This is a genomic window from Amycolatopsis sp. NPDC049253 (genome assembly GCF_040678995.1).
In the GTDB taxonomy this organism is placed as follows: Bacteria; Actinomycetota; Actinomycetes; order Mycobacteriales; family Pseudonocardiaceae; genus Amycolatopsis.
The window spans coordinates 282,163-306,433 of sequence record NZ_JBFAQX010000008.1 but is presented as its reverse complement, the minus strand read 5'-3'; the positions used below and the strand labels follow the sequence as shown (position 1 = coordinate 306,433).

Sequence of the window (24,271 nt, the reverse complement as noted above, 5' to 3'; positions counted from 1 at the left end):
TCGCCGCGCGCGGCCGACCGTGGTGGACGAGGGGCCGGAAACCACCGGCTTCCCACGACGGAGGAGCACGTGATGAGCGAACAAGGCCCGAAGACCTGGTTTCTGACCGGGGCGTCCCGGGGGCTCGGCGCTTCGTGGGCGCGGGCCGTGCTGGGGCGCGGCGACCGGCTCGCGGCGACGGCCCGGGACGCCGCGTCGCTGCAGCCGCTCGTCGACAAGTACGGCGACCAGGTGCTGCCGCTGGGGTTCGACGTCAAGGACGCCGCGGCCGTCCGTGAGGCCGTGGCCGCCGCCGAGGCGCGCTTCGGCGGCATCGACGTGCTGGTGAACAACGCCGGGCACATGCTCGTCGGCGCCGTGGAGGAAGCCACCGACGACCAGGTCCGCGAGCAGATGGAGACGAACTACCTGGGGGCGATGTGGACGACCCGGGCCGCCCTGCCGGGCATGCGTGCGCGGGGCGGGGGCCGCATCCTCCAGGTTTCCTGCTCGGCGGGGTCGTCGCCTACCCGGCGCCCGGTCTGTACCACGCGTCGAAGTGGGCGCTGGAGGCCGTCAGCCAGTCGCTCGCCGCGGAGGTCGCCCCCTACAACATCAAGGTGACGCTCATCGAGCCGATCGTCTTCCAGACCGGCTTGGCCGCTCGCTCCCCGCAGACCCGGCCCGACGCCGCCTACGCCCACATCCGCGAAGCGCACGACAACCGGGCCACGAGCTTCGTCGCCGGCGACATCGAAGCCACCGGCCAAGCCGTGCTCGAACTCGCCGACGCCGAAGAGCCGCCTCTGCGGGTGCTGTTCGGCGCCGGCGGCCTGGACCTGGTCCGCGCGGAGTACGCGCGCCGCATCGAGGGCTGGGAGAAGTGGGACCGTCTGTCGCGGATCGCGCACGGCTCGGCGGCCGGCTGGTGACCGGCACCGGGTTTTCCCACCGGGATCCGGGATCGGCACCGCTGCGGTGCCGCCGGATCCCCCGGCCTCGCTCGGTCCAGGAGTGTCGCTTGTGGACTGCCCTGTCGTCGCCGGTTACGACAGGGCCATGCCCGGCACGCGGGCGCGGATGGCGTCGAGCTCCGCCTCGTCGGAGACGCCCTGCCAGTCGTTTCGCGGGGTGTACGGGGCGACGAGCGAGCGAACCTCGTCGTCGGTGAGGACGACGTCCAGGGAGGCCACGGCGTCGTCGATCTGCTGCACGGACCCGGCACCGACGAGCGGCGCGGTGACCACCGGCTGGCGGTGCAGCCAGGCCAGGGCGATTTGCGCGCGGCTCACGCCGTGAGCGGCGGCCACCTTTCCGACGGCCTCGGTGATCGCGCGGTTCGACGCCTCTTCCGCGGGCGAGTAGAGCAGGTCGGCGAAGTCGCCGTCGGTCGCGGACCGGGCGGTCGCCTTCGCATCGTCCCAGGCGCGGGCGAGGCGGCCCCGCGCCAGCGGGCTCCAGATGATCGTGCCGACGCCCTCGTCCAGGCACAGCGGGATCATCTCGCGCTCCTCCTCGCGCTGCAGCAGGTTGTAGTGGTCCTGCATGGACACGAACCGCGCCCACCCGTGCTCGCGCTGCAGGTGCAGGGCCTTCGCGAACTCCCAGGCGTGCATGGAGGACGCGCCCAGGTAGCGCACCTTGCCCATCTTGACGAGGTCGCCGAGGGCCTCGAGGGTCTCCTCCAGTGGTGTCGCGTGGTCATTGCGGTGCACCTGGTACAGGTCGATGTAGTCGGTGCCGAGCCGCCGTAGCGAGTGGTCGACCTCGGACATGATCGCCTTGCGCGAGAGCCCCCTGGCGTTGGGACCGGGTCGCATCGGGTGGCGCAGCTTGGTGGCGATCACGACGTCGTCGCGATCCGCGAAGTCCTTGAGCGCGCGGCCGAGGATCTCTTCGCTGGACCCGTTCGAGTACATGTTGGCGGTGTCGAAGAAGTTGATCCCGGCCTCGAGGGCGTGCTTGATCAGCGGGCGGGCATCCTGTTCGCCCAGGGACCAGACGGGGTGGCCGCGGTCCGGCTCGCCGTAGGTCATCGCGCCGATCGCAACGGGCGAGACGTCGAGACCGGTGGTACCGAGCTTCACATAACGCATGGGGGTGGCTCCTGTCGGGGCAAACTCGCGGAGGATTCTCCGCAAGTACCTCCGAAACTAGCGGAGGATTCTCCGCGAGTCAAAGGTGGGGCATGATCGGGGCATGACCGACGGGACGCCGAGCACCTACGGCACACAGCGCAAAGCGGCCGCGCGCAACCGGGTCGCGATCATCGAAGCCGCGCACGAGCTGTTCGCGCAGAACCCCCTCGTGCCGCTGAGCGAGGTCGCCAAGCGCGCCGGCGTCGGCGCCGGAACCCTCTACCGCCACTTCCCCACCCGCGAGGACCTGATCCTGGCGGCCTACCAGCACGACATCGAGCGCCTCACCACCACGGCCGACGAGGTACTGGCCCGTCAGCCGTCGGCGAAGGCCGCCTTCATCGAGTGGTTCGAGACGCTCGCCGCATACATCCGCATCAAGCACGGCCTCGGCGACGCACTGCACAGCCCCGCGGCCCAGGACTTGATCAGCGCCTCCTGGGCCCCGGCCACCGCGGCGGTGACCAAACTCGTCGACGCCTGCGTCACGGAGGGCACCATCGCACCCGGACACGACCCGGCGGACATCATCCTGCTGATGAGCTTCCTCTGGCGCGTCCCGAACAACGACGCGGGCGCCGCCCAGGGGCGGCGTCTTGTGGCCGCGGTTTTTTCGGGGTTGCAGGCGCCGCCGCAGGCGATTTGACGAGGAGCGAGCCCGGGTCGGCCTCCACGGTCGGGCTGGATCGTGTCCTGCCCGCAGCGTCGACGCCGGCCACAGTCAGACGGCAGCGTCGAAGAGTGACTTGCCCAGGTAGTCACCCCGGGATCGGTCGGCGCCGGGAAGCACGAAGTAGTAACCGCCGCCGAAGGGGAGGGTGTATTTGTCCAGGGCTTGGTCACTGAGACGCCGCTGAACGGTGGCGAAGCCGCGTTCGAGGTCTCGCTGGAAGCAGCGAACCTCCCGCCGGCGAAACCTGATGGTCAGTCCGTCCACGATTCCGCCTCGATCATGTGCGGAATCAGGACCTCACTCTCGCCGACACCGGGCAAGCTCTGCCAGTACTTCGCGATGTCCGCATTGGGCGAGAACGAGATGACCGATCTGAGTCCGTGAGTCTGCTGCAGCACCTCTCTAAATTCGGCAGGCCTAAGCAGAACCACCAAATTGCTCCAAACCACTTTCACCGGCTAGCAACATACCCGATTCAAGCAAGTGAGCTCCCACACCCTCCAGCACCAGTAAACCACCATGTGCAAAGTCAATGAAATCAACTTTCAGTGTTGCGGTGCGCCAAATTTCCTTGACCTTCAGGTGCACGGGCACCTGACGTCCGGCTGCAAAAGTTGCCACAACGAAGGCGCCCCCGATGGAGACGGTCCCTCCATTGACTCGCACCACGCAGGATAATTCATCCTGCGCAAACCCTCTAATTTCATGTATTTCCAGCCACGGAACATCGGAGTCCAAACCATACTCGTACACCCTTGTTCCTCCGCGTTTTTTTGACGACCACTTAAAATATCGTAACAGCGCCTGCCGCGAAAGCGGATATTTGCCCAAGAGACAACTTGGGCAGGTCGTTCAGAAAATCAGTCATAGGCGCTTTCCCTTAGGGGCTCGAGCACAAAGCACGGCGCCTCCGAGGCGGCGGATCCGTCTCTGCCCACGTCGAACGGACGCGAGATCCCGGCGGAGGTCAAAGCGCGCATGGTGATGGACCCCGCGATCAACGTCGGCGTGAGGCTGGAGTCGCTGCCGGCGGCGAGGACGACGTCGGCGGCTTCCGAGGTGACGAGCCTGGTCCGCATTGGGGATCGCCATCGGGACGACGTGAGGGTAAACCTTGCGGTCGTCCAGCCGGGCCGGGACTTCGGACTGCTTCTCCAGCGTCGTCAGCCCGGCCGTGGCCGTGCCCCGGACTACGGCCGCGCGGCCAAGGTCGGCGTCAGCCCGTATGGAATCCGCGAGCAGCTCGCTGTCGGTCAGGGCCTCGCCGGTGGCCGCGACGGCCATCTGCGTCTGGATGTCGTCGTGCGCGCCACTTTGGGAGACAACCACCCCCGCGGGTCGAACCCCGCCGGCCGCCGGATGGTCCGCGCGGCAGCGGGGCGCGACAACCCTGGCGCTCCGCATCGTTTCAAGCCGACGATGTGAAAGTCACCTCGAGGACAGCGCCGGGATGATCTCCTTCGCGATCACGTCCGCGTGGCGCGCCTGGTCGTACAGCGGGGTGAACAGGACGAGTTCGGCGCCGGCGTCGATCACGGCGCGGACGGCGCGGACGCAGTCGTCCGGGGTGCCGGCGACGGCGGCCGCTTCGATGGCGGGCGGGAGGCCGCCGTAGAGGGCGGTGAGCTCAGCGTTGACGCGTTCCCGGGCGCGGGCGGCGTCGGCTTCGATCGCGATGTAGACGCGCTTGGCGATCTCGAAGTCCGGGCGGTCGCCTTGTGCCCGGACGAACCGCACCTGCTCGGCGAAGTCGGCCGTCGGGACCGAGCCCGCGCCGAAGAACCCCGTGCCCAGGTCGAGGGCGCGCCTCAGTGCCTTCGGCCCACTGCCGCCGAACCACAGCGGCGGGTGCGGCTTCTGGAACGGGCGGGGCGTGATCGTCGCGCCGGACAGCTGCCAGAACTCGCCGTCGTGGTCGACGCTGTCCTGCGTCCACAGCCGTTTGAGCAGCTCGACGCCTTCGGTGAACCGGGCCAGGTAGCGCTCGGGCCGCATGCCGAACGCCGGGTACGGCCGGTTCTTGCCGCCGGAGCCCACTCCGACTTCGAGCCGGCCCCGCGACAGCTGGTCGAGGCTGCTGGTGCTCTTCGCCAGCTGAGCGGGGATGTGCAGCGTGGACACGAACACCGTGCAGCCCAGCCGCAGCGTGTCGGTGCACGCCGCGGCGAAGGTCATCGCCTCCAGCGGGCTCAGCTGCGGGCGCCGGCCGAACACGGCCTCCTGCGTCCACGCGCTGTGGAAGCCCGCCTCCTGCGCGCGCACCAGGTAGTCCCGGAACGCACCCGGATCGAACGAGCCGTCGGAGTAGTACTGCGGAATCGCGATCGCGTACCTCATGATCACCGATCCTACGGCCACCGGGCGCCTCAGGTGCCGGAACGCAACGCCTCCACCGGTTCCATGCGCGCGGCCCGCATCGCCGGGTACAGGCCGGCGAGCAGCCCGACCAGCGCACCCGTCACCGGCGCGCCCGCCGCGAGGGACAGGTCCAGCACCGGGGTCCAGCCGTTCACCGCCGAGACGACCACCACGGCGATGATCCCCGCACTGCTGCCGAGCAGGCCGCCGAAGAGCCCCACGGTCACCGACTCCACGAGGAACTGCGCCGCGATGTGCCGGCGGCGCGCGCCGAGCGCACGGCGGAGGCCGATCTCACCGACGCGTTCCATCACGGTCACCAGGGTGACGTTGGCGATGCCGATCGCACCGACCACCAGCGACACCAGCCCGAGCACCACGAACAGCCCGTTGATGTCGCGCTCGACGCCGCCGCGCAGGCTCGCCGGGTCCGGTGGCGCCAGGACCTGCAGCGAGTCGTGCCCGTTGGGGCTCAACGCGATCGGGGCCTGGCGGGCGATCAGGCTCGCCGCACCGAGGTCCGTGCGGATGAGGACCTTCGTCGGCGCGCCGGCCGCCAGCCGGTCGGCCGCCGTGGTGTACGGGAGCACGACCGAGGTGTCCAGCGCGCGGTCGAGGTCCAGGCCGGTGTCGCCGAGGATGCCGATCACGGTGAACGCGCGGTCGTCGACGAACACCGCGGGCTGGTCGTCCACCCGCGTGATGCCCAGCAGTTTCGCCGCACCGGCACCGAGCACGGCGACGCGGTCGTGGCGGCTGACGTGGCCGTCGTCGAAGAATCGGCCCTGCGCGATCGTCGCGTTCACCACGGCCGGCAGTCCGGCGGTCGCCGCGACCACCGGCAAGGCCCGGTCGGTGACGGTGGTCGGGTCGTTCAGTTCGTTGGCGCGCACGGACAACGCGCCGGTCCCGCCGGTGTCCAGCTCGGCGATCGACGCCGCGGCGTGCACCCCGGCGAGCCGCTGCAGGTCGGCCAATCCCGCCCAGTCGACCAGCGGCGGGCTCGACGGGTCGGGCGGCGGCGGCACGGTCACGGTCACCCCGGTCGCGGTCACGGCGTCGAACCGCCCCGCGATCTGGTTGCCCGCCGTCGCCGCGACGCCGAGGGTGACCACGAGCGTGGTGATGCCGATGAAGGTGCCGAGCACGGTCAGGGCCGTGCGCACGGGCCGCGCGGCGATCCCGGCCAGTGCCTCGTCCAGCAGTTCGCTCAGGCGCACACCGGCTCCTCGGCGACCCGGCCGTCCTCGATGCGCACCCGCCGCCGGGCGCGGTGGCTGACCTGCTCGTCGTGCGTGATGACGACCAGCGTCACGCCCTGCGCCGACAGCTCGTCGAACAGGTCGAGCACGCTTTCGGTATTGGCGCGGTCGAGGTTGCCGGTCGGCTCGTCGCACAGCAGCAGCGCCGGCCGGCCCAGCAGGGCGCGGGCGATCGCCACCCGCTGCCGCTCGCCGCCGGAAAGCCGGTCGGGCCGGAACCCGGCGCGGTGGGCGAGCCCGACCCGGGCCAGCGCCTCCCGCGCGCGCTCCGGCCGGTGCTTGCGGCCGGTGTGCCGGTAGAGCTCGGCCATCGCCACGTTGTCCGCGGCGCTGCGGTGCGGCAACAGGTGGAACGCCTGGAACACGAACCCGATGCGGCTGCCGCGCAGCTCGGCGCGGGCGCCGTCGGCCAGGTCCGTGGTCTCGACGCCGTCCAGCAGATAGCTGCCCGAGGTCGGCCGGTCCAGCAGGCCCAGGGTGTTGAGCAGGGTCGACTTGCCCGAGCCCGAAGCGCCCACGATCGAGAGGTAGTCGCCCGTCTCGACGGTCAGGTGGACCTCGGCGAGCGCGTGGACCGGCGGGTCGGCGGGGAACACCCGGCCGAGGCCGTCGAGCCGGATGACCGGGTCGCTCACTTCGTGCCCACCGCCACCCGGTCGCCGGCCGCGAGCGCGCCGCCGGTGGCGGTGACCTCCACCAGCCCGTCGGCGGTCAGTCCCGTGCGCACCGCGACGTCGTCGACCGCACCGCCGGCACGCTGCACCTGGACCCGGGTCGTCCCGTCGGCGCTCGTCACGACGGCGGCCACCGGGACGACCAGCACGTCACCCGAAGTCGCGCCCACCTCGATGTCGATCCGCACCGCTTGCCCGGCGTACGCGGCCAGCGCCTTCGGGTCGGCGGCGGCGAAGCGGACCGGCACGGCGTCGGCCGCGGCCGGCTGCTGCCCGGCACCGCCCGCCTGCCCCGTGCCGCTCGCCTGATCCCCTGAGCCGTCGGTGTTCCCGGGGTTCCCGGCGGCCGGGTCGTCGGCCGGCGAGGGCGCCGCGTCCGGCCCGGTGGCGTCGACCTTCGCGGACGCGGTGGTGCCGTCGGGCAGGGACAGCTTCGCCGTCATGCCGGCCCGCACGAGCTGCGCGTCCGCCGTCGGCAGGGTGCCCCGCAGGTCGACCTTGCTCGAGGTCGCGGTGCCGATCCGGCCGGTCGCCTGCGCGCCCGCGCGGGTGGTGACCGAGTCGAGGCGCACCGGCAGCTCGGGCAGGAACAGGATCTCCCCGGACGGGATCGTCACCTTCGGCGGCGTGTCGGCGGTGGTCTGCGGTTCGTACCCGGCGCGCTCGTACCAGCGCTTCACCTGGATCTGCGTCGCGGCGTCGAATTTCCCGCCGCGCGGGTGCCCGAACCCCAGCGCGGTCAACGCGGCCTGCAGCTGCTCGACGTCGTCCCCGGTCATGCCGTCGGAGAGCGTGCGGTACATCGGCACCGCGCCGGGCAACAGGAACACGGGGCGCCCGCTGACCTCCAGCAACCGCGCGCCCGAGCCCACGGTCGCACCCGCCTCCGGTGCTTTGGTCACCAGCTGGGTGGCCGCAGTGGCCGCGTCGCCGGCCGGGGCGCCGACCGAACCGGTCAGCGTGAGCGGTGTCGCGCCGGTGTAGGCGATCGTGCCCTGGGCGGTCACGGTGCTGGTGAGCTTCTGCTTGCGCACCGCCACCGTGATGAGCGACGCCGGTGGTGGCTGGTGCGCCGCCGCGGCGTCGGCGGGCGAGGTGATCCGCGAGCCGACGACCCAGCCGCCCGCGCCCGCCGCCAGCGCCACGCCCATCAGCACGAGGACGACGCGCCGGGGGTTGGTGACCACGTCAGCCGACTCCCGCCTGCAGCAGCGCCTGGACGAACGGCTTCGCGACCGCCTCGTAGGCCTTGCCGCACTCCAGGTCGTCCAGTGAGGTCTTGATCTCCTTGCTCAAGCCCTGCTGCTTGGAGGCGGCGGGGTTCGAGTCGTACTCCTGCTGCGCGGCCTGGCTGAGGGTGTGCTCGATGACGCCGGGCTTGGTGCTCGGCACCGCGTATCCCTTGCGGCGCAGGCAGCTGCCGTAGTCCTGGGCGGCGGCCAGCACGCGGGGGTCGGTCTCGAACCTCTGCGCGGCTTCGCGTGCGGCGGCCTGCCGGCCCGCGTCGGACTTGCTTTCGCCGCCGGTGTTGCCCATCTGCCGGTTGATCTCGCCGATGCAGCCGCCCGGGGGCTTCTTGGCGTCGGCGTAGGTCAGCTCCCGGGGCGTGCCGTAGGCCGTGTCGTACGCCTTCTGCTCGGCCGCGGGCAGCGCCGCGCGGATCGCGTTGTTGGGGTTCGGCGGGTTCTCCGGGACGGCGACGGCCGGGTCGTTCGGGAAGACGTCCTTCGCGTACCCGGTGCCGTAGCCGTACTTCTGGCGGTAGGCCTTGAGCGCTTCGTAGGACGTCAGCGCCGGGTCCATCCCCGCGATGTTGCTCTTCGACACGACGTACCGCATCGGGTGCGGCACGTACTTGAAGCCGGCCCGTTTCATGCAGTCGGCCATGAGGTTCTCGGACTTGATGGAGTCGGCCTCGGCTCGGCCTTCCGGTGTGCTCGTGTCCGGTGCTCCCCCGGCGGCGGCCTCGGTGCCCGGCGCCGCGGAGGACGCGGCGGCCGGCGCGGCCGCGTTGTCGGCGCCCCCGCCGCAGCCGGCCAGCAGCGCGGTGCCCGCGGCCAGCGCGACGAGCAGCGCCGTCTTGGTGGTCTTCGTGCTCATACCGGGGCAGACGAGCGACGGCGGGAAAAAGTTGATCCGATCGGGCGCGGGGCGGTCACGCCGGTTACGCGCTCTTCGCGCACCCGAGCCACACTGGGCAGGCGCCTGCACCGGGCGTCTCCGGAACCCTCGACACACACCCCAGGTGATCCCGATGCACGAAGTGACCGAGCTGCTGCGCGAGTACGACCGGGCCCGCGCCTACACCGACCTGCTGTGGAAGGACCTCAGCGCCGACGAAGTGACGTGGCGTCCGCACGAGGACTCCAGCGCCATCGGCTGGCACCTCGGCCACCAGGCGCACGTCGCCCACTTCATGGTCCGCAACCTCACCGCCGCGGAACCGAGCCCCGACCCCGAGCTCGACGGGCTCATGGACTCGGCCCGGCCCGAGCGGTTCCGCGGTGCGCTGCCGACGGTAGAGCGGCTCACCACCTTCCGGGAGACGGTCGCGGCCCGCGTGCACGAGCGCCTCGGTGCCATCGCCGGCGGCCACGTCAGCTCGCCGGACCAGCTCACCGTCGTCGGGCGGCACCTGCTGATCGCGCTGATCAACCACGAGTACCAGCACGACCAGTGGATCGGCGAGGTCCGCTCCCAGGACCTCGGGCACGCGCTGCCGCCGGACCCGGACACCGACCGGGTGACGCGGCTCGACGGCTATCTGGTCCTCGACTCGCTCGGGTGACCTCGAGACCGACCGGAACGCCGTGGTCACAGGATCGAGCCGCCGCGGAGGAGATCAGGCCGAGGGGCCTCGGGCGACCGTGAAGTGGTGTTCGCCGCCCGGGCTTTCGAGTTCGTCGAGCACCGCGATCGCGAGGTCGGGTGCGGTGATGCGCGAGTCTCCGTTCCCGTCGGTGAGGAGCGTGGTGCTCCCCCGCCGGTAGCCGCCGGTGCGCGTGCCCGGTTCGAGGATCGCCGGCGGGCTGAGGTACGTCCAGGCGTCGTGGGGATGGTCGGCGCAGACGCGGAGCTGGTCGAGGCTGGCCCGGGCGATGGTCTGCCATTCGCCGGGAACGTACGCTGGGTCGTCGACGAGGAGGCGGCCGGCGTCGGTCGGCGAACGCAACGGAGCCGAGCCGCCGACGACCAGGACCCGGGTGCCGCATCGCTTCGCGGCGTCGAGGAAGCCGCGGGTCAGCGGGGCCAGCAGGTGCTCGCTGCCGGGCGCGAGGCGGATGGCCAGCACGGCGGCGTCCACGGCGGCCAGAACCGGCTCGAGTTCCTCGGTCCGCCCGACGTCCAGGGCGCGCACGCTGAGCCTGCCGGCTTCCGCGGCGGACGGGCGGCGCGACACGGCCGTGACGACGTGCCCACGGGTCAGGGCCTCGGTGACGACGGCGCTGCCGGCCATGCCGGTGCCGCCGAAGACTGCGATTCTCATGACAGGTCGGTTTCCTTCTTCTTCGGTGGGCTGAGCTGGCCGGCGACCGTCGCGGTGAGGGCGAACGCGAAACCGGCGAGCTGGACCAACGTGAGTGCTTCTCCGGCGACGGCGGCGCCGAGGACGGCGGCGACGAGCGGCGAAAGCAGGCCGAGCAACGCGGTGGCGGTGACCGGCAGCCGGCGGATGCCGGAGAACCAGAGCGTGTAGGTCAGCAGCGCGCCGACCAGCCCGAGCCAGGCGAACCCGGCGACGGCCGGTCCGTCGATGCCGCTCGGGACACCGTCGATCACCAGCGCCGGGATCAGGAGGAAGAGTCCGGCTGCGGTGAGCTGCCACCCGGCCAGGCCCAGCGCGCTGACGCCTTCGGGCCTGCCCCACCGTTTCGTCAGCACGACCCCGGTGGCCATGGACACGGCGCCGGCCAGTCCGGCGAGGATGCCGACGGGATCGAGCGCCGCGTCGGGCCCGAGGACGACGAGAGCGACTCCGGCCACCCCGACGACACCCCAGGCGACGCGCCAGGCGGAGAGCCGCTCACGCAGGATCGCGACGGCGAGGAACGCCACGACGATCGGCTGCGCCGCGCCCAGCGTCGCCGCGACCCCGCCGGGCAGGTGCTGCGCGGCGAGGAACAGCAGCGGGAAGAACGCCCCCATGTTCAGCACGCCCAGCACCGCGCTCTTCCACCACCAGGCCCCGTGCGGGAGGCGGCGGGCCGCCGGCAGCGCGACGAGCCCGACCGGCAACGACCGCATCAACGCCGCGAACAGCGGATGCCCGGGCGGCAGCAGGTGGGTCGTGACGAGGTAGGTGGTGCCCCACACCGCCGGCGCGAGACCCGTCAGCGCCGTCCACCCGACGCGCGCAGCGGCGGGAGCGGGGTTGGCAGTCGTAGTCACCTGTCCATCGTCGGTCCGCGGGACCGATGAGTCCAACACATGGATGTCATGGCAGCGATGAACGGCAATAATCAATGCATGGAGCTTCAGCAGATGCGCTACGTCGTCGCGGTCGCCGAGGAGCGCAGCTTCACCCGCGCCGCCGAACGTTGTTTCGTCGTGCAGTCGGCGCTCAGCCACCAGATCAAGGCCCTCGAGTCCGAGCTCGGCCTCACGCTGTTCGCGCGCACGAGCCGCCGCGTCGACCTCACTGCCGCGGGCGAGGCGTTCCTCTCGGCGGCGCGGGCGAGCCTGGAGGCCGCGGACCGCGCCGTCGCGGACGCCGCCGCCGCGACCGGGCAGGTCCGCGGCACCCTCACCATCGGCGTGATCCCCACCGTCACCGTCCTCGACCTGCCCGCCGCACTGGGCGGGTACCACCGAAGCCATCCCGCCGTGCGCATCAGGCTCCACAGCGGCGGCAGCGACGAGTTCATCGCGGCCATCGCCGAGGGCAGCGTCGACGTCGCCCTCCTCGGCCTGCCCGAGCCCACGTCCGCCAACGGCGTGGCCACCCGCGAGCTCGCCCGCGAACGCCTCGTCGCCGTCGTGTCGGCAGCCCACCGCCTCGCGGACCGCCGCCGCCTGAAACTGGCGGACCTGGCCGGCGAAACCTTCGTCGACTTCCCCGCCGGCACCCCTGGCCGCGCTCCCTCCGACCGCGCCTTCCAGGCGGCCGGCGTCCGCCGTGAGGTCGCCTTCGAGGCCATGAGCCGGGCCCTCATCCTCGACCTCGTCCGGCACAACCTCGCCGTCAGCCTGCTCTCGCCCTTCGTCATCGCGGCCGACGAAGCCCTCCGCACGATTCCGGTGACCGACGGGCCCACCCGCATCGAGTACCTGGCGTGGAGCTCGTTCAACCCTTCCCCTGCGGCGCAGGCGTTTCTGGACCAGGTACTGCCGCGGTGAGCGCGCGCCTGTTCGTCAGGAAGCCACCAGCGCCGGCAATCCCGCCTCCCGCACCGTGCGCACCCGCGCCGGTCCCGAAGTCTCGTAGGGCACCAGGATCAGCTCGTCGGCGGTGAGGTCCTCGGCGAGGCGGGCGGCGCCGGCCAGGACGGTGGCGCGGGAGCCGTGGAGGACGGCAGCGTCCGTGACGGCCTTGTGGGCCAGGTAGAGCTCGCGGGCTTCGGTGAGCGGGGTTTCCGCTCGGGCGCGGACCTCGTCGCGGGCGGCGGCCAGCGCCAGGTCGGCGGCGAGGGCGTCGGTCTCGGCGCAGACGACGTTGACCGAGGCGAGAACCTTCGGGCGGGAGCCGTACGGACCGGGTACGAATGCCGAGCGGTAGGCCGAAACCGCGGCGGGGCGGGCTTTGCCGAGGCCGAGGTGGTGGCCGTAGACGAAGGGCAGGGAGCGTTCGGCCGCCACGCGCGCGCCGTTTTCGCTGGAGCCGAGGACGAAGACGTCGGCGGAGGTGTCGACGCGCGGGGAGACCTCGACGCTCGGGTACGGGTGCGCGGGGTGCAGCTCGGGGTGCTGGAAGGCCAGGAGCTCGTCGACGAGGGCCGGGAAGTCACTGGTGGCCTTGGCGTCGCGGCGCAGGGCCGCTTCGAGGTGGCGCCCGGCTTTGCTGCCGCCGGACGAGCGGCCGACACCGAGGTCGATGCGGCCCGGGTGCAGGGCTTCCAGCACGGCGAACTGCTCGGCGACGACGAGCGGCGCGTGGTTGGGCAGCATGACGCCGCCCGAGCCGGCGCGGATGCGCCGGGTCGCCGCGGCCACGGCGGCGATCAGCACGACGGGAGCACTGCCCGCGGTGCGCGGGGACGCGTGGTGCTCGGCCACCCAGAACCGGTGGTACCCGCTCTCGTCGGCGGCGCGGGCGACGTCGACGACATCGCGGACCGCTTGTGCGGGCGGGGTTTCCGGGCCGACCTTGGCCAGGTCGAGCACGGACAGGGGTACGGACACGGCGATCCTCCTAATCGGACTCGACGGACGGGCGCGGGACGGGCAGGAAGAAGGCGAGCACGGCCAGCACGGCGAACACCACCAGCAACGCCGAAGCCGTGGTGGCCAGGGAAAGCGTGCCGAGCAGCACGCCGGACAGGATCGGGCCGCACGGCTGCAGGATCTGCGCGACGAACGAGTTCGCGGCGTTCACGCGGCCGTAGATCTCGTCCGGCACGACCTTGGCCATCACGGTGGCGAGCGTGGCGCCGATGACGGGCGTCAGCAGGCACAGCGCGGAGAACGCGCCCGCGAACGGGATGACGCCCGCGCCGGCCCAGGTGAGCGCGAGCAGTCCGGCGGCGAGCGCCGGGCCCGCGGCGAGGACCACCGGCAGCGGCAGTTTCCGCTGCGCGAAAGGCGCGATCAACGACCCCGCCAGGCCGGCGACCGCGGACGAGCTGAGCGCGGCACCGGCGATCACCGTCCCGCCCGGCTCGCGTCCGATGCCGAGGATCAGCGCGTAGGTGAAGGTGGAGAACAGCAGGTTCAGCACCGCGAAGTACACCGACGACGTGCGCAGGAACGGGTCGCGGACCAGGTGCCGCCAGCCCGCGCCGACCTGCTTGAGCAGCGGCTCGGCGGGCTTCTCGGGCCGGACCTCGCCGGTCCGGCGGGTCCGCGACGTCGCCAGCAGCACGAGGCAGAGCGCGGACGCGCCGAACGTCAGCGCGTCGACCGCGAACGGCAGCGCCGGGTCCACGGCCAGCAGCACCCCGCCGACCGACGGCGCGATGAGGCTCGCGCCGTACCCCCGGGCCTGGTTGACCGACACGGCGTCGGCCAGCTGCCCGGACGGCACGATCCGCCGCAGCAGCTTCGCGTGCGCCGGCCCGTACACCTCCTGAGCGGCCTGCGTCAGCACCACCAGCCCCAGCGCGACGGCCACGGGCAGCGGCACGAAGAACACGCACACCGCGGCCGCCCCGACGGCTGCCAGCTGCAGCAGGTCGCAGACGACCATCACCCGCCGCTGGTCGAACCGGTCGGCCAGGAACCCGCCCGGCATCCGGACGGCCAGGCCGATCAGGAGCGTGACCGTCCCCAGCGTCCCCGCCACCGACGGCGAGTACCCGGCCGCCAGGAGCAGCAGGGGCACCACGAGGAACGACATGGCGGACCCGAAGCCGGACAACGCCTGGCCGATCCAGAGGATCCGGAACTGCCGGTTGCGCCGCAGGGGAATCTCGGCGGTCGCACTCGTGGTGTGAGGAGCAGTTCCGCCCGCGGGTTCAGGCTCGGCACCAGGCACTGCGCCACCCCCGACGGGGTCCGGCATCGCGGCGGTATCACCGGCTGCTACGCGGTCCGCGCGAGAAGGGGCCGTGGCGCGCTCGACACCAACCGCCGCGGGAACCGCAACCGGTGCCGGAGTCGCCGGGGCATCACCGACCCCTGCACGCTCAGCGCGAGACGCGGCCGGAGCGCGCTCGGCACCAACCGCCGCGCGGCCGGCGTCCGGACCCGGCGCCGTGGGCGCATCACCGGCTCCCGCGCGGCCGGTGCGCTCGGCGGCGGTGGTCATCGACCCTCCCCGGTGATCGGGTGGAGGAGGTCGTCCAGGAGGAAGTTCGGGTTGGTCCGGCTGCCCGGCGCGGCGCGGTGCAGGCGGTCCAGGAACAACACCACGCCGGCCGAGCCGCTCGCCAGGTCGGCCGACTCGCGGACGGTCTGCTCGCCCGGGAAGACGATGCCCTCCGGGCGGTGGATCGCGGTGCACAGCACGGCTTCGGCGGACCGCTGGGCGTCGCCGAGGAGCTCGGGGTCGCCGAGGTACTCGTAGGCGTCCAGGAGGGCGTTGCCGAGGCCGGATTCGCCGTGGAAGAGCTGCGGGAACGTCGTGTACTTGCGGCGGACGTCCGGCAGCAGGCGGTCGATCTCGGTCCGCAGCACGGGATCGCCGGTGACGTGGTGGTAGCGCAGGAGCGTGGTGAGGACACCGGCGGTGCCCTCGTCCCAGTACTGGCGCAGGACGGCCGCGGGCTCGTCGTCCTCCGGGGCGCGGTCGGGGAAGGAGTACAGGCCGGTCGAGGAGTACTGGCCGCACGCCAGATCGAAGTCGAGCGCCGCGCGGCCCAGCTCCAGCACGTCGGCCTCGCCCGTCGCGGCGTGCAGGGCCAGCAGGAACATGGCGACGCCCGACGCGCCTTCGCCGTAACCCACGGGAATGCCACCCGCCTCGCGGGGCCAGCAGGCTTTGCCGTCGGCGGGCACGGCCGTGGCCGCCAAGTGGGCACCGATCTCGCGGGCCCGGTCGAGGAACTCCTCCAGCCCCGTGTCGCGCCAGACGCGCAGGCACGCCATGCCGTGGCCCGCCGCGCCCGTGAGCACACCTGTTTCCTGGTACAGCAACGGATGTCCGGCCGCGTTGCGCAGCACGCGGGTGGCGAGCTCCGGCCGGCCCAGCGCGGACAGCGCCCACGCGACGCCCGCGGAGCCGTAGTACAGACCGGGCGGCATGGCGTCGTGCGCGGTCGAGTGGCGCAGCGCCCACGCGAGGAACTCGTCCGGCACCTCGCCGCGCACCCGGTTCAGCGCGTACAACGTGCCGTACGCGCCGTGCGCCAGCGAGAGCGGGTTCGTCTCGAACACCAGCAGGTCGCAGGGAAAGATCCGGTCGTCGCGGGTGAGGTCGGCGGTGGCGTGCACGTAGCCGGCGAACCCGTCGACGACCGCCTCGACGCGCTTGTGCAGGTCGTTGCTCGCCAGCGCCTCCGGGACCACCGGCGACGCCAGCGGCGGCGCGGAGTCCCACGTCAACCGCAGCGACGCGATGCGGCCGGCGACCTCCGCCGGTGTGGTCGGCACGGCGTCTTCCGCGTACAGGTCGGTGATCAGCGAGACGAGCTCGTCCGGCAGCGCGAGGTCCCGCGCCACCTCCGCAAGCAGCCGCCGCGGCACGGCCTGCTCGATCACGTCCGCCTGGTGGCAGACGAACACCGAGCACAGGATGAGGGCGCCGAGTGCGTAGTAGTCCGTGCGCCGGTCGCCCGAGCCGGCCAGCAGCGCGCGGCGCGTGACCATTCCCGGGGTGCTCAGCCCGGCGCCGGTGACGGTGCCCTCGTGGAACGCCGACTCCAGGTCGATGATCCGGATCCGGTCGTCGGGCGTGACGATGATGTTGGTCGGCGACAGGTCGCCCAGCACGATCCCGCGCTCGTGGCACACGGCCACGGCCTCGGCGATCTGGCTCCACAGCCCGCGGAAGCGCTCGTAGTAGGCGGTCAGCCGGGCGGCGGTGAGGTCGAGGTCGTAGATCGGGTTCTGCGTGATGCTCAGGTGCCCGTAGTGCTCGCCCTCCACGTACTCCTCGGCGATGAACGCGTGCTCCCACTCGGTGAAGAACGCGACCGGCCGCACGAACAGGCCGGTGTCGGCGAGCTCGGTGAGCAGGTCGTACTCGTGACGCAGCAGCTCGACGGCGTCCACGCCGCGCGGGCCGACCTCGACGCCGGGGCGCGCCTCGCGCAGCACGACGTCGGCGCCGGTCTCCGTGTCGACACCGCGGTAGATGCCGCCGCGGTTGCTGAACATCAGCGCGCCCTCGATCTCGAACCGTCCATTGTGGAGTTTCAGGCTGCTGTCCGCCGCCTGCGTCGGCGTCCGCTTCGACCCTGCCACCGGCGCGTGGAACGGGTCGGTCGTCCAGGACGGCACCTCCCAGTACGGCAGGCGCAGGTCCGGCACGAGCGTGCCGTCCGGCTCCTCGATCAGCAGCTCGCGGATGCCCAGCGGCCGCAGCCGGAAGCGGCTGTAGAACCCGCCGTAGCGGTAGAAGACGACCTTCGAACCGGGGAAGCGCCGGTCGGAGAGGATGTACGGGCCGTCGAAACCCTTCAGCGCCTCGGTGAGCGCCTCGCCGACGGCGCGGAACTGCTCCTCGTCGGCCGGGTAGACGGTGATGAACTTGCCGCTCGAACCGCGCGCGTAGGACTTGCCGTTGGCCTCGCGCAGTGCCTTCGGGTCCATCAGGAACTTGAACCGGACGCCCGCCGCGAGCAACACCGGCAGGGCCGCGCGCAGCGTGTCGGCGCCCGTGCGGGACGTCGCGGACACGTGCAGCTTCCAGCCCTGCGGGGCCATCGGGGTGTCGGCCGGGTCCGCGATCAGCCAGTAGCCGCGCCGGCGGAGGCGGTAGCTGCCCGGCACGGTCTCGTGGTACACGGCGAGGTGCTCGCTGCTCGGCGCGCGCCGGGCGAAGTCCTCGAACCAGCGGGGGTTGTGGGCCAGATAGGACACCACGGTTTCCCAGGGCAACTGCATGACTCACTCCTTGGACGAGCACTCCGGCCGGGTGCGAAAACGGAACCGGCCGGGGACGGCGGTGGTGGCCACCGGCGTCCCCGGCCCGGAATCAGCGGGCGGAAGCCCGGGTCAGCAGCTGGCGCCGGCGCACGAGCTGCAGCTGAAGGCCTGCGACGGCTGGTTGAAGCCCAGGTTGTCCTCGAGCTTCTGCAGGCCGAGCACCTCGGCGGAGTGGGCCTCGACCTCGGGGGTCTCGGTCTCTTCGGGCTCCGGGGTGATGTTCTGCTCGGACATGGGTCCTCCTTGTCAGTGGGGCTCGATGCCGGGGCCGGCGGCTCCGGCACTGCCCAGAACGCTAGGAAGGCCGTCCACAAACCCGGTACAAATTCGGTGAAAACCCTGCTCCGCACCCCTGGATACGCTGCGTCGCAACGGTTTCCGCAGCTCGAACGCGCTGTCGTCGACCGGTCCGAGCTGCGGTTATACCGTTCCGCAACCGGACGACAGCCGCCGCGGCGCACCCTGAGGCGAACCGACGAAGGGAGGTGTGGCATGCGGCTGGCCGAGTTCATGGCGCTGCGGACGCGGGCCGGGGCGGGCGCGCTGGTCACGCTGACCGAGCGCTGTCCGCTGCACTGCGCGCACTGCTCCACCGCTTCGACGCAACGCGGCCGCCACCTCGATCCCGAAGCGCTGCTCGGGTTCCTCCGCACGTTCACGCCCGAACGCCGGCCCGAGGTCCTCGTGCTCACCGGCGGGGAACCCTTGCTCCGGGCCGAGCTGGTCGCCGAAGCGGCTGAGGCGGCGCGGGTGGCGGGCACCCGGACGGCGGTGCTCACCGGGGCGTTCTTCCTGCGGGGCAAGGAGGTCCCGCTCGCGATCCGCCGCGCGTTCGCGGCGGTGGACCACGTGTCGCTGAGCCTGGACGTCTTCCACGAGCGGGAGGTCGGCCGTGCGGAGGTGTTCGGCCTGCTGCGCGAGCTCCTCGACGCGGGTGTCGCGACCAGCCTGCACGTGGTGGGCACCGGCGACGACGACCCCTACCTGGCGGACGTGATCGCCGACGTCACCGCGCACTTCGGGGTAGACGTGCCGATGCTCGTCGGCACCGTCCGCCCGCTCGGCCGCGCCGCGGACTGGGCGAAGCCGGCCGGTCGGCCACCTGCGCAGGTGTCGCCGTGCGCGATGGCCGCGTGGCCGGTGTGCACTGTGGACGGACGGATCACCGCCTGCTGCAACCAGGACGTGGTCGACGGCCGCGCCCGCCCGGCGCACCTCGGCCTCGGGGATCTGGCGACGACGTCGTGGGCCGAGGTGACCGAGCGGCTGGAAAGCCCGGTACTGCGGTCGATCCGGACCGTGGGCCCGGGTTACCTCGCCGGCTGCGCGGGCGGCTGCGGCACCTGCCTGAAGCTGGACGCGAGCGCACTCGCCCGCGCCGAGCTGACCGGCGGCGGGATCGCCTCGCTGCTGCAGCCGTCCGGCGGTCCGGTGGACCTGCTCGAACGCTACGGCAGCCGGCGCTACGCGCACCTGGTCGGAACCGCGCGATGAACGCCGGGGCCGAGCTGCGGGCGGTGCTCGACACCGTCGCGCCGGACGTGCGCCGCGCGGCCGGCGAGCTGTGGCGCCCGGACCGGCTGCGGGCGCGCTACAGCCGCTACCTGGTGCTCATGCACGCCGTGGTGCGCGCGTCCGTGCCGCTGATGGAGCTGGCGCTGGCGCACTGCGGGGGCGACGACCCCGTGCGGGTGCGGCTCGGCGCGTACCTGCCGGCGCACATCGAGGAGGAGCTGCACCACGACGACTGGCTGCTGGAGGACCTCGCCGTCGCGGGCGGCGACCCGGTGGCCGCGCTCGCCGCTCCCCCGCCCGTCGAGGTCGCCGCGCTGGTGGGCCCGCAGTACTACTGGATCAGCCACTTCCACCCGGTGTGCGTGCTCGGGTACATCGCCGCGCTGGAGAGCAACGCGCCCTCACCGGAGCTGGGCACGCTGCTCGCGGCGTGGACCGGGCTGCCCGACGACGCGTTCCACACCGTGCGCCACCACGCCGACGTCGACGACGGCCACAGCGGGGCCATCTTCGCCCTGCTCGACCGCCTCGACCTCACGCCGCCGCTGCGCCTCGCCGTCCGCACCAGCGCGCTGCACGCCGCGGGCGCGCTGATCGACCTGTTCACCGCCGTCTCCCAGGAGGACAGCCATGACCGCGCTTGACCCCAACCTGGCCAGGCTCGCGGACGCGGGTTTCGGCATCGAGACGTTCACCGACGAGCAGCGCGCCGTCCTCGCCGCGCTCTCGCCCGCCGAGCTGGTGCTGCTGCTCGACATCAAGGCCCGGCTCGACGAAGTGGAGCCGGAGGTCCAGGCCCACGCCTCGGTCGCCGGCGCCGCCCTGTTCTGAGAGAGGAGCGCCCGCCATGCCCTGCTCCGCGTGTGCCGCCGCGCTGCCCGAGGACGCGCGGTTCTGCCCGGCCTGCGGCACCCGCCGCCCGGAACCGGCCGCCCTCGACCGGCGCAAGGTCGTGACGGCCCTGTTCTGCGACCTCGTCGGGTCCACCGAGCTGTCCGGCGCGCTGGAAGCGGAGTCGCTGCGCGCGGTGATGATGCGGTACTTCGAGCGCACGCGCGAGCGGATCACCGCGCACGGCGGGACCGTGGAGAAGTTCATCGGAGACGCCGTGATGGCCGTGTTCGGCGTGCCGGTCGTGCGTGAGGACGACGCGTTGCGCGCGGCCACGGCGGCGCTGGAGCTGCTGGCGGCGCTGGAGGAACTGAACGAGGAGCTGGAGACGGCGTACGGCTGCCGGCTGGCCGCCCGGATCGGGCTGAACACCGGCGAGGTCGTCGCGTCGGCCGACCGGGGCGGGGGCGAGAACCTCGTGTCGGGTGAGGTGGTGAACGTCGCGGCCCGGCTCCAGCAGCACGCCGGCCCCGGGCAGGTGCTGGTCGGGCCGACCACGTACGAACTGCTCGGGCCCGCCGCGCGGGTGGAGTTCGCGGGGCGGCTGAGCCTCAAGGGCAAGACCGAGCCCGTCGCCGCGTACCGGCTGTTCGCGTTGACCGGCCCGACGCGGACGCACCGCGGCGCGTTCGTCGGCCGCGTCGCCGAGCTCGCCCGGCTCACCGACGCCTGGCTGACCGTCCAGGAAGGACGCGGCCGGGTGGTCGCCGTCCGCGGTGACGCCGGCATCGGCAAGACCCGGCTGCTGAAGCACTGGCTCGACGGCCTGCCCGGCGTGGCGCTGGGGGCCACACGCTGCGACCCGTACCGCGACGAAGCGAGCCTGATGCCGCTGGCCCGGGCGTTGCGGCCGCTCCTGCCCGAGCCGCCCGCGCTCCTGCGCACCGGGCTGCTCGCCGACGGCACGCCCAGCCCGTCCCCGGACGCCACCTACGCGGCGGTCACCGCGGCCCTGACGCACCTCGCGCGCACCCGGCCCGTGCTGCTGCTGATCGACGATCTGCACTGGGCCGCGCCCGCTCTGCCGGACGGCCTCGCCCGCCTGGCCGCGGCGCTGCGCGAGGAGCGGGTGCTGTTCGTCTGTTCCGGCCGCCCGCCGTACACGAACCTGCCCGGCGCACTGGAACTGACTCTGCCCCCGCTGTCCACCGAGGACAGCCATTTGCTCGCCGCCGGGTTCGCCGAGGTGCAGGCGCACGACGCCACACTGCTGCAGCGAGCGGTCGGCCGCGCCGAGGGCAACCCGCTGCACCTGGAGCACCTGCTGGCGGTCCTCGGCCGGGGCACCGACCCCGACCGGCTCCCGGCGGGCATCACGGCGGTGCTCGCGGCGCGGCTGGACACGCTCGCGCGGCCGGAGCGCACGACGCTCGAGGCGGCTTCGGTCGTCGGCCGGCAGTTCGGGCTGCGCCAGGTGCGCACGCTGGTGACCGAGGCGTCGTTCGCGGAGCTCGACGGGCTCGTCGAACCCGCTCCGCCCGGGCGGCACCGGTTCGCGAGCGGGCTGCTGCACGAGGTCACCTACCAGGGCATCAGCAAGCTGCGGCGCGCCGAGTGGCACGAGCTGCTCGCGGCCACCAGCGCGTCGGCGCACCACCTCGAACAGGCTTACCGGCACCGCCACGACCTGGGCCTGCGCGACGAGCACAGCGAAGCCCTGCGTGCGGCCGCGGCCCGGGCACTCGCCGAAGCGGGCCGGGCGGCGGCCGCCCGGGCGGACCTGTCCTGGGCCGAGGATCTGTACCGAAGGGCGCTGTCGTGTTCCACTGTGGACGATTCATGGTGGACGTCGGTGGCGCTGGGGCTCGGTGAGACCTGCCTGGCGCTCGGTGAAGCCGACGAGGGCCGGCGCCTGCTGCAGGCGGTGCTGGCGTCGGCCGATCCGCTCGCCGTCGCGCACGCCGAGCTGCAGCTGTCCTCCTTGGACAGTGCGGCCGGCCGCGACGCCGCCGACGTGGCGCGCGCGACACTGCCGGTGTTCACCGCGCACGGCGACCGGCTCGGGCTCGCCCGCGCGCACGTCCGGCTGGCGCAGGAGGAGCAGCTGCACGGCCGCCACTCCGCTGCCCTCGCGCTGCTGGACACGGCACTGGAGCACGCCGACGAAGCGTCCGAGACCGCGCTCGCGCTCGGCGCCGTCGGGATGTCGCTGTGGCACGGACCCGTGCCCGCCGACGAGGCCACCCGGCGGTGCCACGAACTGCTCGCGAAGCACCGCCACGAGACGGCGGTGGTCACGCTCACGTATCCGCTGGCCAACCTGTACGCGCTGCGCGGCCGGTTCGCCGAGGCCCGCGAGCAGCTCGCCGTCGCCGACGAGGCCGTGCGGCGGCTCGGGCACGCGGAGGCCGCGGCCATCGCGCCGCTGTTCACCGCCGGGGTCGAGGCGCTGGCCGGGAACTTCGGCGTCGCGGAGACGCTGCTGCGGGCCGCCGTCGCGACCGGGATGCTGCCGAGCGCGACCCGGGAGCTCGCCAGAGTCCTGTTGTGCCAGGGGAAACCGGCCGGTCTCGGTCCGGCCGGCGACCTGCCGCCCGGCGAAGCCGCGGACCACCTCGGGCTGCTGGGCTGGGCCACCGGCGACGTCGAAGTGGCTCGCCACGCCGTCGCCGAGGCGGCGCGGACGGACTCCCCGGTGACGCTCGGCACTGCCTACCTGGACCTCGCCCGCACCCTGCGCGTCGCCGGCCGGCCCGCCGGGGAAGCGGCCGAGCGGGCCGCGGAGTGGTTCCGGCGCAAGGGACACGTCGTCGGCCGGGCCTGGGCGGAGGAGTACCGATGACCCGAACACTGAGCTGGGGCCTGAAGGACCGGGACCCCGACGACATCACGATCGCCGCGGTCGCGCCCCACGCGGTCACGCCGGAGTGGGCGTGGGGCGGCTCGACCGGCGCCGGGGTGCGGGTGTGCATTGTGGACAGTGGGGTCGAGGGCGGGCATCCGCTGGTCGGCGACGTCGCGAGCTACCACGAGGTGGTCGACGGCGAGGTGCGGCCCGCCGCGCCCGGCGACGCCTGCGGCCACGGCACGGCGTGCGCGGGGATCGTGCGCGAGGTCGCGCCGGACGCGGAGCTGCACAGCGTGCGCGTGCTGGGCGAGCACTTCGCCGGCACCGGCGCGTCGATGCTCGCGGGCCTGCGCTGGGCGGTGGCCCAGGGCTTCGACGTGATCAACATGAGCCTCTCGACCACCCGCGTGAAGTTCGCGCAGGAGCTGCACGAGATCGCGGACGAGGCGTACTTCGGGCGCACGGCGATCGTCGCGTCGGCGCACAACACGCCGGTCGTGAGCTTCCCGTGGCGCTTCTGCTCCGTGCTTTCCGTCGGCAGCCACCAGGAGGACGACCCCGGGCTCTTCCTCTACAACCCCGAGCCGCCCGTGGAGTTCTACGCGAAGGGCCGCGACGTCACCGTCGCGTGGCCCGGCGGCGGCACCACCTGCACCACCGGCAACAGCTTCGCGGCGCCCCGGATCAGCGGGCTCTGCGCGGCGGTGCTGGGCAAACACCCCGGCCTGACGCTGTTCCAGCTCAAACACGTGCTGTACCTGGCCGCGGCCAACGTCCATCCCGAGAAGTGAGGTTGTGCGGTGAACGGAACCGACGAGTTGCTGCAGTCCGTGGTCGAGGTCGCCCGCGCCATCTTCGGTGCCGCGGCCAGCTCGGTGTTCCTCCTCGACGGCGACGAGCTGGTGTTCCACGCCTGCGCCGGCGCGGGTGAGGAGTTCCTGGTGGGCACCCGGATGCCGGCCGGGCGCGGGATCGCCGGCTGGGTGCTCGGCTCCGGGCAGGCGGTGATCGTCAACGATCTCGCGGCGAACCGGACATTCGATCGCGCGTTCGCGGAGTCGACGGAGTACGTGCCGGATTCGCTGATGGCCGCGCCGCTCGTGGTGGGCCAGGAAGTGCTGGGCGTGCTGGAGGTGCTCGACCCCGGCGTGCAGTCCCGGTCCGATCTCGGTGATCTGGACCTGCTGTCGCTGTTCGCGAACCAGGCGGCGATCGCGCTGCGGGTGACGCGCGGGGTCCCGGTGCGCGACGACGCGGTGCTGGTGGACGCGTTCCGGAGTTTCCTCGCCGCACAGGGGTGATCGAGGCGG

26 protein-coding genes and 1 pseudogene are annotated in these 24,271 nt (G+C 72.7%); 11 read left to right on the top strand and 16 right to left on the bottom strand.

Annotated features, from left to right (window positions below):
• Window positions 1-72 precede the first annotated feature (72 nt).
• Window positions 73-911 (top strand): annotated as a pseudogene (locus AB0K15_RS21205) (SDR family NAD(P)-dependent oxidoreductase).
• A gap of 114 nt (window positions 912-1,025) precedes the next feature.
• Here AB0K15_RS21205 and AB0K15_RS21200 read toward each other — a convergent pair.
• Window positions 1,026-2,075 carry an aldo/keto reductase gene (locus tag AB0K15_RS21200; RefSeq protein WP_364052803.1) on the bottom strand — a complete coding sequence of 350 codons (1,050 nt, stop codon included), beginning with the start codon at window positions 2,073-2,075 and terminating at the stop codon, window positions 1,026-1,028.
• Window positions 2,076-2,178: 103 nt separating this feature from the next.
• Here AB0K15_RS21200 and AB0K15_RS21195 point away from each other — a divergent pair, with 103 nt between their 5' ends.
• Window positions 2,179-2,763, top strand: coding sequence for a TetR/AcrR family transcriptional regulator (locus AB0K15_RS21195; RefSeq protein WP_364052800.1), 585 nt, complete (start codon window positions 2,179-2,181; stop codon window positions 2,761-2,763).
• Window positions 2,764-2,838: 75 nt separating this feature from the next.
• Here AB0K15_RS21195 and AB0K15_RS21190 read toward each other — a convergent pair whose 3' ends face one another.
• The 4 genes from AB0K15_RS21190 to AB0K15_RS21175 all read right to left on the bottom strand — a co-directional run bounded on the left by AB0K15_RS21190 (window position 2,839) and on the right by AB0K15_RS21175 (window position 3,869).
• On the bottom strand, window positions 2,839-3,054 hold the full coding sequence (locus tag AB0K15_RS21190) for a hypothetical protein (protein ID WP_364052797.1): 216 nt from the start codon (window positions 3,052-3,054) through the stop codon (window positions 2,839-2,841).
• Entirely contained in the window at window positions 3,042-3,188 is a 147-nt protein-coding gene (locus AB0K15_RS21185) for a hypothetical protein (protein ID WP_364052794.1), read from the bottom strand. Before AB0K15_RS21185 ends, AB0K15_RS21190 begins: the two co-directional genes overlap by 13 nt.
• Window positions 3,189-3,207: 19 nt before the next feature.
• Complete coding sequence (locus AB0K15_RS21180) at window positions 3,208-3,543, bottom strand: hypothetical protein (protein ID WP_364052791.1); 336 nt, start codon at window positions 3,541-3,543, stop codon at window positions 3,208-3,210.
• 107 nt (window positions 3,544-3,650) lie between these two features.
• Window positions 3,651-3,869 carry a beta-ketoacyl synthase N-terminal-like domain-containing protein gene (locus AB0K15_RS21175; protein WP_364052788.1) on the bottom strand — a complete coding sequence of 73 codons (219 nt, stop codon included), beginning with the start codon at window positions 3,867-3,869 and terminating at the stop codon, window positions 3,651-3,653.
• Between AB0K15_RS21175 and AB0K15_RS21170 the strand changes: the two genes are divergently transcribed.
• Window positions 3,769-4,215 carry a hypothetical protein gene (locus AB0K15_RS21170; RefSeq protein ID WP_364052950.1) on the top strand — a complete coding sequence of 149 codons (447 nt, stop codon included), beginning with the start codon at window positions 3,769-3,771 and terminating at the stop codon, window positions 4,213-4,215. The two genes, AB0K15_RS21175 and AB0K15_RS21170, sit on opposite strands and share 101 nt — an antisense overlap.
• Before the next feature lie 3 nt (window positions 4,216-4,218).
• On the opposite strand, the gene AB0K15_RS21165 is transcribed toward AB0K15_RS21170, so the two are convergent.
• Genes AB0K15_RS21165 through AB0K15_RS21145 form a run of 5 tightly spaced genes read right to left on the bottom strand, consistent with a single transcriptional unit; the run spans window position 4,219 to window position 9,184 of the window.
• Window positions 4,219-5,127 carry an LLM class flavin-dependent oxidoreductase gene (locus AB0K15_RS21165; RefSeq protein ID WP_364052785.1) on the bottom strand — a complete coding sequence of 303 codons (909 nt, stop codon included), beginning with the start codon at window positions 5,125-5,127 and terminating at the stop codon, window positions 4,219-4,221.
• A gap of 29 nt (window positions 5,128-5,156) precedes the next feature.
• Entirely contained in the window at window positions 5,157-6,368 is a 1,212-nt protein-coding gene (locus AB0K15_RS21160) for an ABC transporter permease (RefSeq protein ID WP_364052782.1), read from the bottom strand.
• On the bottom strand, window positions 6,359-7,045 hold the full coding sequence (locus tag AB0K15_RS21155) for an ABC transporter ATP-binding protein (protein WP_364052779.1): 687 nt from the start codon (window positions 7,043-7,045) through the stop codon (window positions 6,359-6,361). Before AB0K15_RS21155 ends, AB0K15_RS21160 begins: the two co-directional genes overlap by 10 nt.
• Entirely contained in the window at window positions 7,042-8,271 is a 1,230-nt protein-coding gene (locus tag AB0K15_RS21150) for a hypothetical protein (RefSeq protein ID WP_364052776.1), read from the bottom strand. Before AB0K15_RS21150 ends, AB0K15_RS21155 begins: the two co-directional genes overlap by 4 nt.
• A 1-nt stretch (window position 8,272) precedes the next feature.
• Entirely contained in the window at window positions 8,273-9,184 is a 912-nt protein-coding gene (locus AB0K15_RS21145; protein WP_364052773.1) for a hypothetical protein, read from the bottom strand.
• Window positions 9,185-9,338: 154 nt separating this feature from the next.
• Between AB0K15_RS21145 and AB0K15_RS21140 the strand changes: the two genes are divergently transcribed.
• Window positions 9,339-9,872, top strand: coding sequence for a DinB family protein (locus AB0K15_RS21140; RefSeq protein ID WP_364052770.1), 534 nt, complete (start codon window positions 9,339-9,341; stop codon window positions 9,870-9,872).
• Between the two features lie 54 nt (window positions 9,873-9,926).
• Here the strand turns inward: AB0K15_RS21140 and AB0K15_RS21135 are convergent, their stop codons facing one another.
• Together AB0K15_RS21135 and AB0K15_RS21130 are read right to left on the bottom strand one after the other, a co-directional pair.
• A complete protein-coding gene (locus tag AB0K15_RS21135) occupies window positions 9,927-10,571 on the bottom strand; it encodes an NAD(P)H-binding protein (protein ID WP_364052767.1) in 645 nt (214 codons plus the stop codon).
• Window positions 10,568-11,473, bottom strand: a complete 906-nt coding sequence (locus AB0K15_RS21130) for an EamA family transporter (protein WP_364052764.1) — start codon at window positions 11,471-11,473, stop codon at window positions 10,568-10,570. Before AB0K15_RS21130 ends, AB0K15_RS21135 begins: the two co-directional genes overlap by 4 nt.
• Before the next feature lie 78 nt (window positions 11,474-11,551).
• Between AB0K15_RS21130 and AB0K15_RS21125 the strand changes: the two genes are divergently transcribed.
• The gene (locus tag AB0K15_RS21125) at window positions 11,552-12,421 is read left to right on the top strand and encodes a LysR family transcriptional regulator (protein ID WP_364052761.1); all 870 of its coding nucleotides are present in this window, start codon (window positions 11,552-11,554) and stop codon (window positions 12,419-12,421) included.
• A gap of 15 nt (window positions 12,422-12,436) precedes the next feature.
• Here the strand turns inward: AB0K15_RS21125 and AB0K15_RS21120 are convergent, their stop codons facing one another.
• The 4 genes from AB0K15_RS21120 to AB0K15_RS21105 all read right to left on the bottom strand — a co-directional run bounded on the left by AB0K15_RS21120 (window position 12,437) and on the right by AB0K15_RS21105 (window position 18,001).
• Window positions 12,437-13,423 (bottom strand): MsnO8 family LLM class oxidoreductase, encoded by a 987-nt coding sequence (locus AB0K15_RS21120; protein WP_364052758.1) that lies wholly within the window; start codon window positions 13,421-13,423, stop codon window positions 12,437-12,439.
• Between the two features lie 10 nt (window positions 13,424-13,433).
• Window positions 13,434-14,714: an MFS transporter gene (locus tag AB0K15_RS21115; protein WP_364052755.1), complete on the bottom strand. Its 1,281-nt coding sequence runs from the start codon at window positions 14,712-14,714 to the stop codon at window positions 13,434-13,436.
• A 269-nt stretch (window positions 14,715-14,983) separates the two neighbouring features.
• Entirely contained in the window at window positions 14,984-17,725 is a 2,742-nt protein-coding gene (gene lanKC, locus AB0K15_RS21110; protein WP_364052752.1) for a class III lanthionine synthetase LanKC, read from the bottom strand.
• Between the two features lie 111 nt (window positions 17,726-17,836).
• The gene (locus tag AB0K15_RS21105; RefSeq protein ID WP_364052749.1) at window positions 17,837-18,001 is read right to left on the bottom strand and encodes a hypothetical protein; all 165 of its coding nucleotides are present in this window, start codon (window positions 17,999-18,001) and stop codon (window positions 17,837-17,839) included.
• 258 nt (window positions 18,002-18,259) lie between these two features.
• On the opposite strand from AB0K15_RS21105, the gene AB0K15_RS21100 reads away from it, so the two are divergent.
• From AB0K15_RS21100 to AB0K15_RS21075, 6 genes are read left to right on the top strand one after another with little or no spacing between them, the layout of a single operon-like run.
• Window positions 18,260-19,261 (top strand): radical SAM protein, encoded by a 1,002-nt coding sequence (locus AB0K15_RS21100; RefSeq protein WP_364052746.1) that lies wholly within the window; start codon window positions 18,260-18,262, stop codon window positions 19,259-19,261.
• Window positions 19,258-19,926, top strand: coding sequence for an iron-containing redox enzyme family protein (locus tag AB0K15_RS21095; protein ID WP_364052743.1), 669 nt, complete (start codon window positions 19,258-19,260; stop codon window positions 19,924-19,926). The genes AB0K15_RS21100 and AB0K15_RS21095 overlap by 4 nt, the downstream gene beginning before the upstream one ends.
• Window positions 19,913-20,113: an aroma-sacti cluster domain-containing protein gene (locus AB0K15_RS21090; RefSeq protein ID WP_364052740.1), complete on the top strand. Its 201-nt coding sequence runs from the start codon at window positions 19,913-19,915 to the stop codon at window positions 20,111-20,113. Before AB0K15_RS21095 ends, AB0K15_RS21090 begins: the two co-directional genes overlap by 14 nt.
• 16 nt (window positions 20,114-20,129) lie before the next feature.
• The gene (locus AB0K15_RS21085; protein ID WP_364052737.1) at window positions 20,130-22,955 is read left to right on the top strand and encodes an adenylate/guanylate cyclase domain-containing protein; all 2,826 of its coding nucleotides are present in this window, start codon (window positions 20,130-20,132) and stop codon (window positions 22,953-22,955) included.
• Complete coding sequence (locus AB0K15_RS21080; protein WP_364052734.1) at window positions 22,952-23,752, top strand: S8 family serine peptidase; 801 nt, start codon at window positions 22,952-22,954, stop codon at window positions 23,750-23,752. Before AB0K15_RS21085 ends, AB0K15_RS21080 begins: the two co-directional genes overlap by 4 nt.
• Before the next feature lie 9 nt (window positions 23,753-23,761).
• Window positions 23,762-24,262, top strand: a complete 501-nt coding sequence (locus AB0K15_RS21075) for a GAF domain-containing protein (protein ID WP_364052731.1) — start codon at window positions 23,762-23,764, stop codon at window positions 24,260-24,262.
• Window positions 24,263-24,271 lie beyond the last annotated feature (9 nt).

Bases quoted from the DNA above. Each gene is read 5' to 3' on its own strand.
- AB0K15_RS21080 (WP_364052734.1), top strand. From the start codon at position 22,952: ATGACCCGAACACTGAGCTGGGGCCTGAAGGACCGGGACCCCGACGAC.
- AB0K15_RS21195 (WP_364052800.1), top strand. From the start codon at position 2,179: ATGACCGACGGGACGCCGAGCACCTACGGCACACAGCGCAAAGCGGCC.
- AB0K15_RS21145 (WP_364052773.1), bottom strand. From the start codon at position 9,184: ATGAGCACGAAGACCACCAAGACGGCGCTGCTCGTCGCGCTGGCCGCG.
- AB0K15_RS21165 (WP_364052785.1), bottom strand. From the start codon at position 5,127: ATGAGGTACGCGATCGCGATTCCGCAGTACTACTCCGACGGCTCGTTC.
- AB0K15_RS21170 (WP_364052950.1), top strand. From the start codon at position 3,769: ATGGTGATGGACCCCGCGATCAACGTCGGCGTGAGGCTGGAGTCGCTG.
- AB0K15_RS21200 (WP_364052803.1), bottom strand. From the start codon at position 2,075: ATGCGTTATGTGAAGCTCGGTACCACCGGTCTCGACGTCTCGCCCGTT.
- AB0K15_RS21125 (WP_364052761.1), top strand. From the start codon at position 11,552: ATGGAGCTTCAGCAGATGCGCTACGTCGTCGCGGTCGCCGAGGAGCGC.
- AB0K15_RS21175 (WP_364052788.1), bottom strand. From the start codon at position 3,869: ATGCGGACCAGGCTCGTCACCTCGGAAGCCGCCGACGTCGTCCTCGCC.
- lanKC (WP_364052752.1), bottom strand. From the start codon at position 17,725: ATGCAGTTGCCCTGGGAAACCGTGGTGTCCTATCTGGCCCACAACCCC.
- AB0K15_RS21105 (WP_364052749.1), bottom strand. From the start codon at position 18,001: ATGTCCGAGCAGAACATCACCCCGGAGCCCGAAGAGACCGAGACCCCC.
- AB0K15_RS21140 (WP_364052770.1), top strand. From the start codon at position 9,339: ATGCACGAAGTGACCGAGCTGCTGCGCGAGTACGACCGGGCCCGCGCC.
- AB0K15_RS21100 (WP_364052746.1), top strand. From the start codon at position 18,260: ATGCGGCTGGCCGAGTTCATGGCGCTGCGGACGCGGGCCGGGGCGGGC.
- AB0K15_RS21090 (WP_364052740.1), top strand. From the start codon at position 19,913: ATGACCGCGCTTGACCCCAACCTGGCCAGGCTCGCGGACGCGGGTTTC.
- AB0K15_RS21135 (WP_364052767.1), bottom strand. From the start codon at position 10,571: ATGAGAATCGCAGTCTTCGGCGGCACCGGCATGGCCGGCAGCGCCGTC.
- AB0K15_RS21095 (WP_364052743.1), top strand. From the start codon at position 19,258: ATGAACGCCGGGGCCGAGCTGCGGGCGGTGCTCGACACCGTCGCGCCG.
- AB0K15_RS21085 (WP_364052737.1), top strand. From the start codon at position 20,130: ATGCCCTGCTCCGCGTGTGCCGCCGCGCTGCCCGAGGACGCGCGGTTC.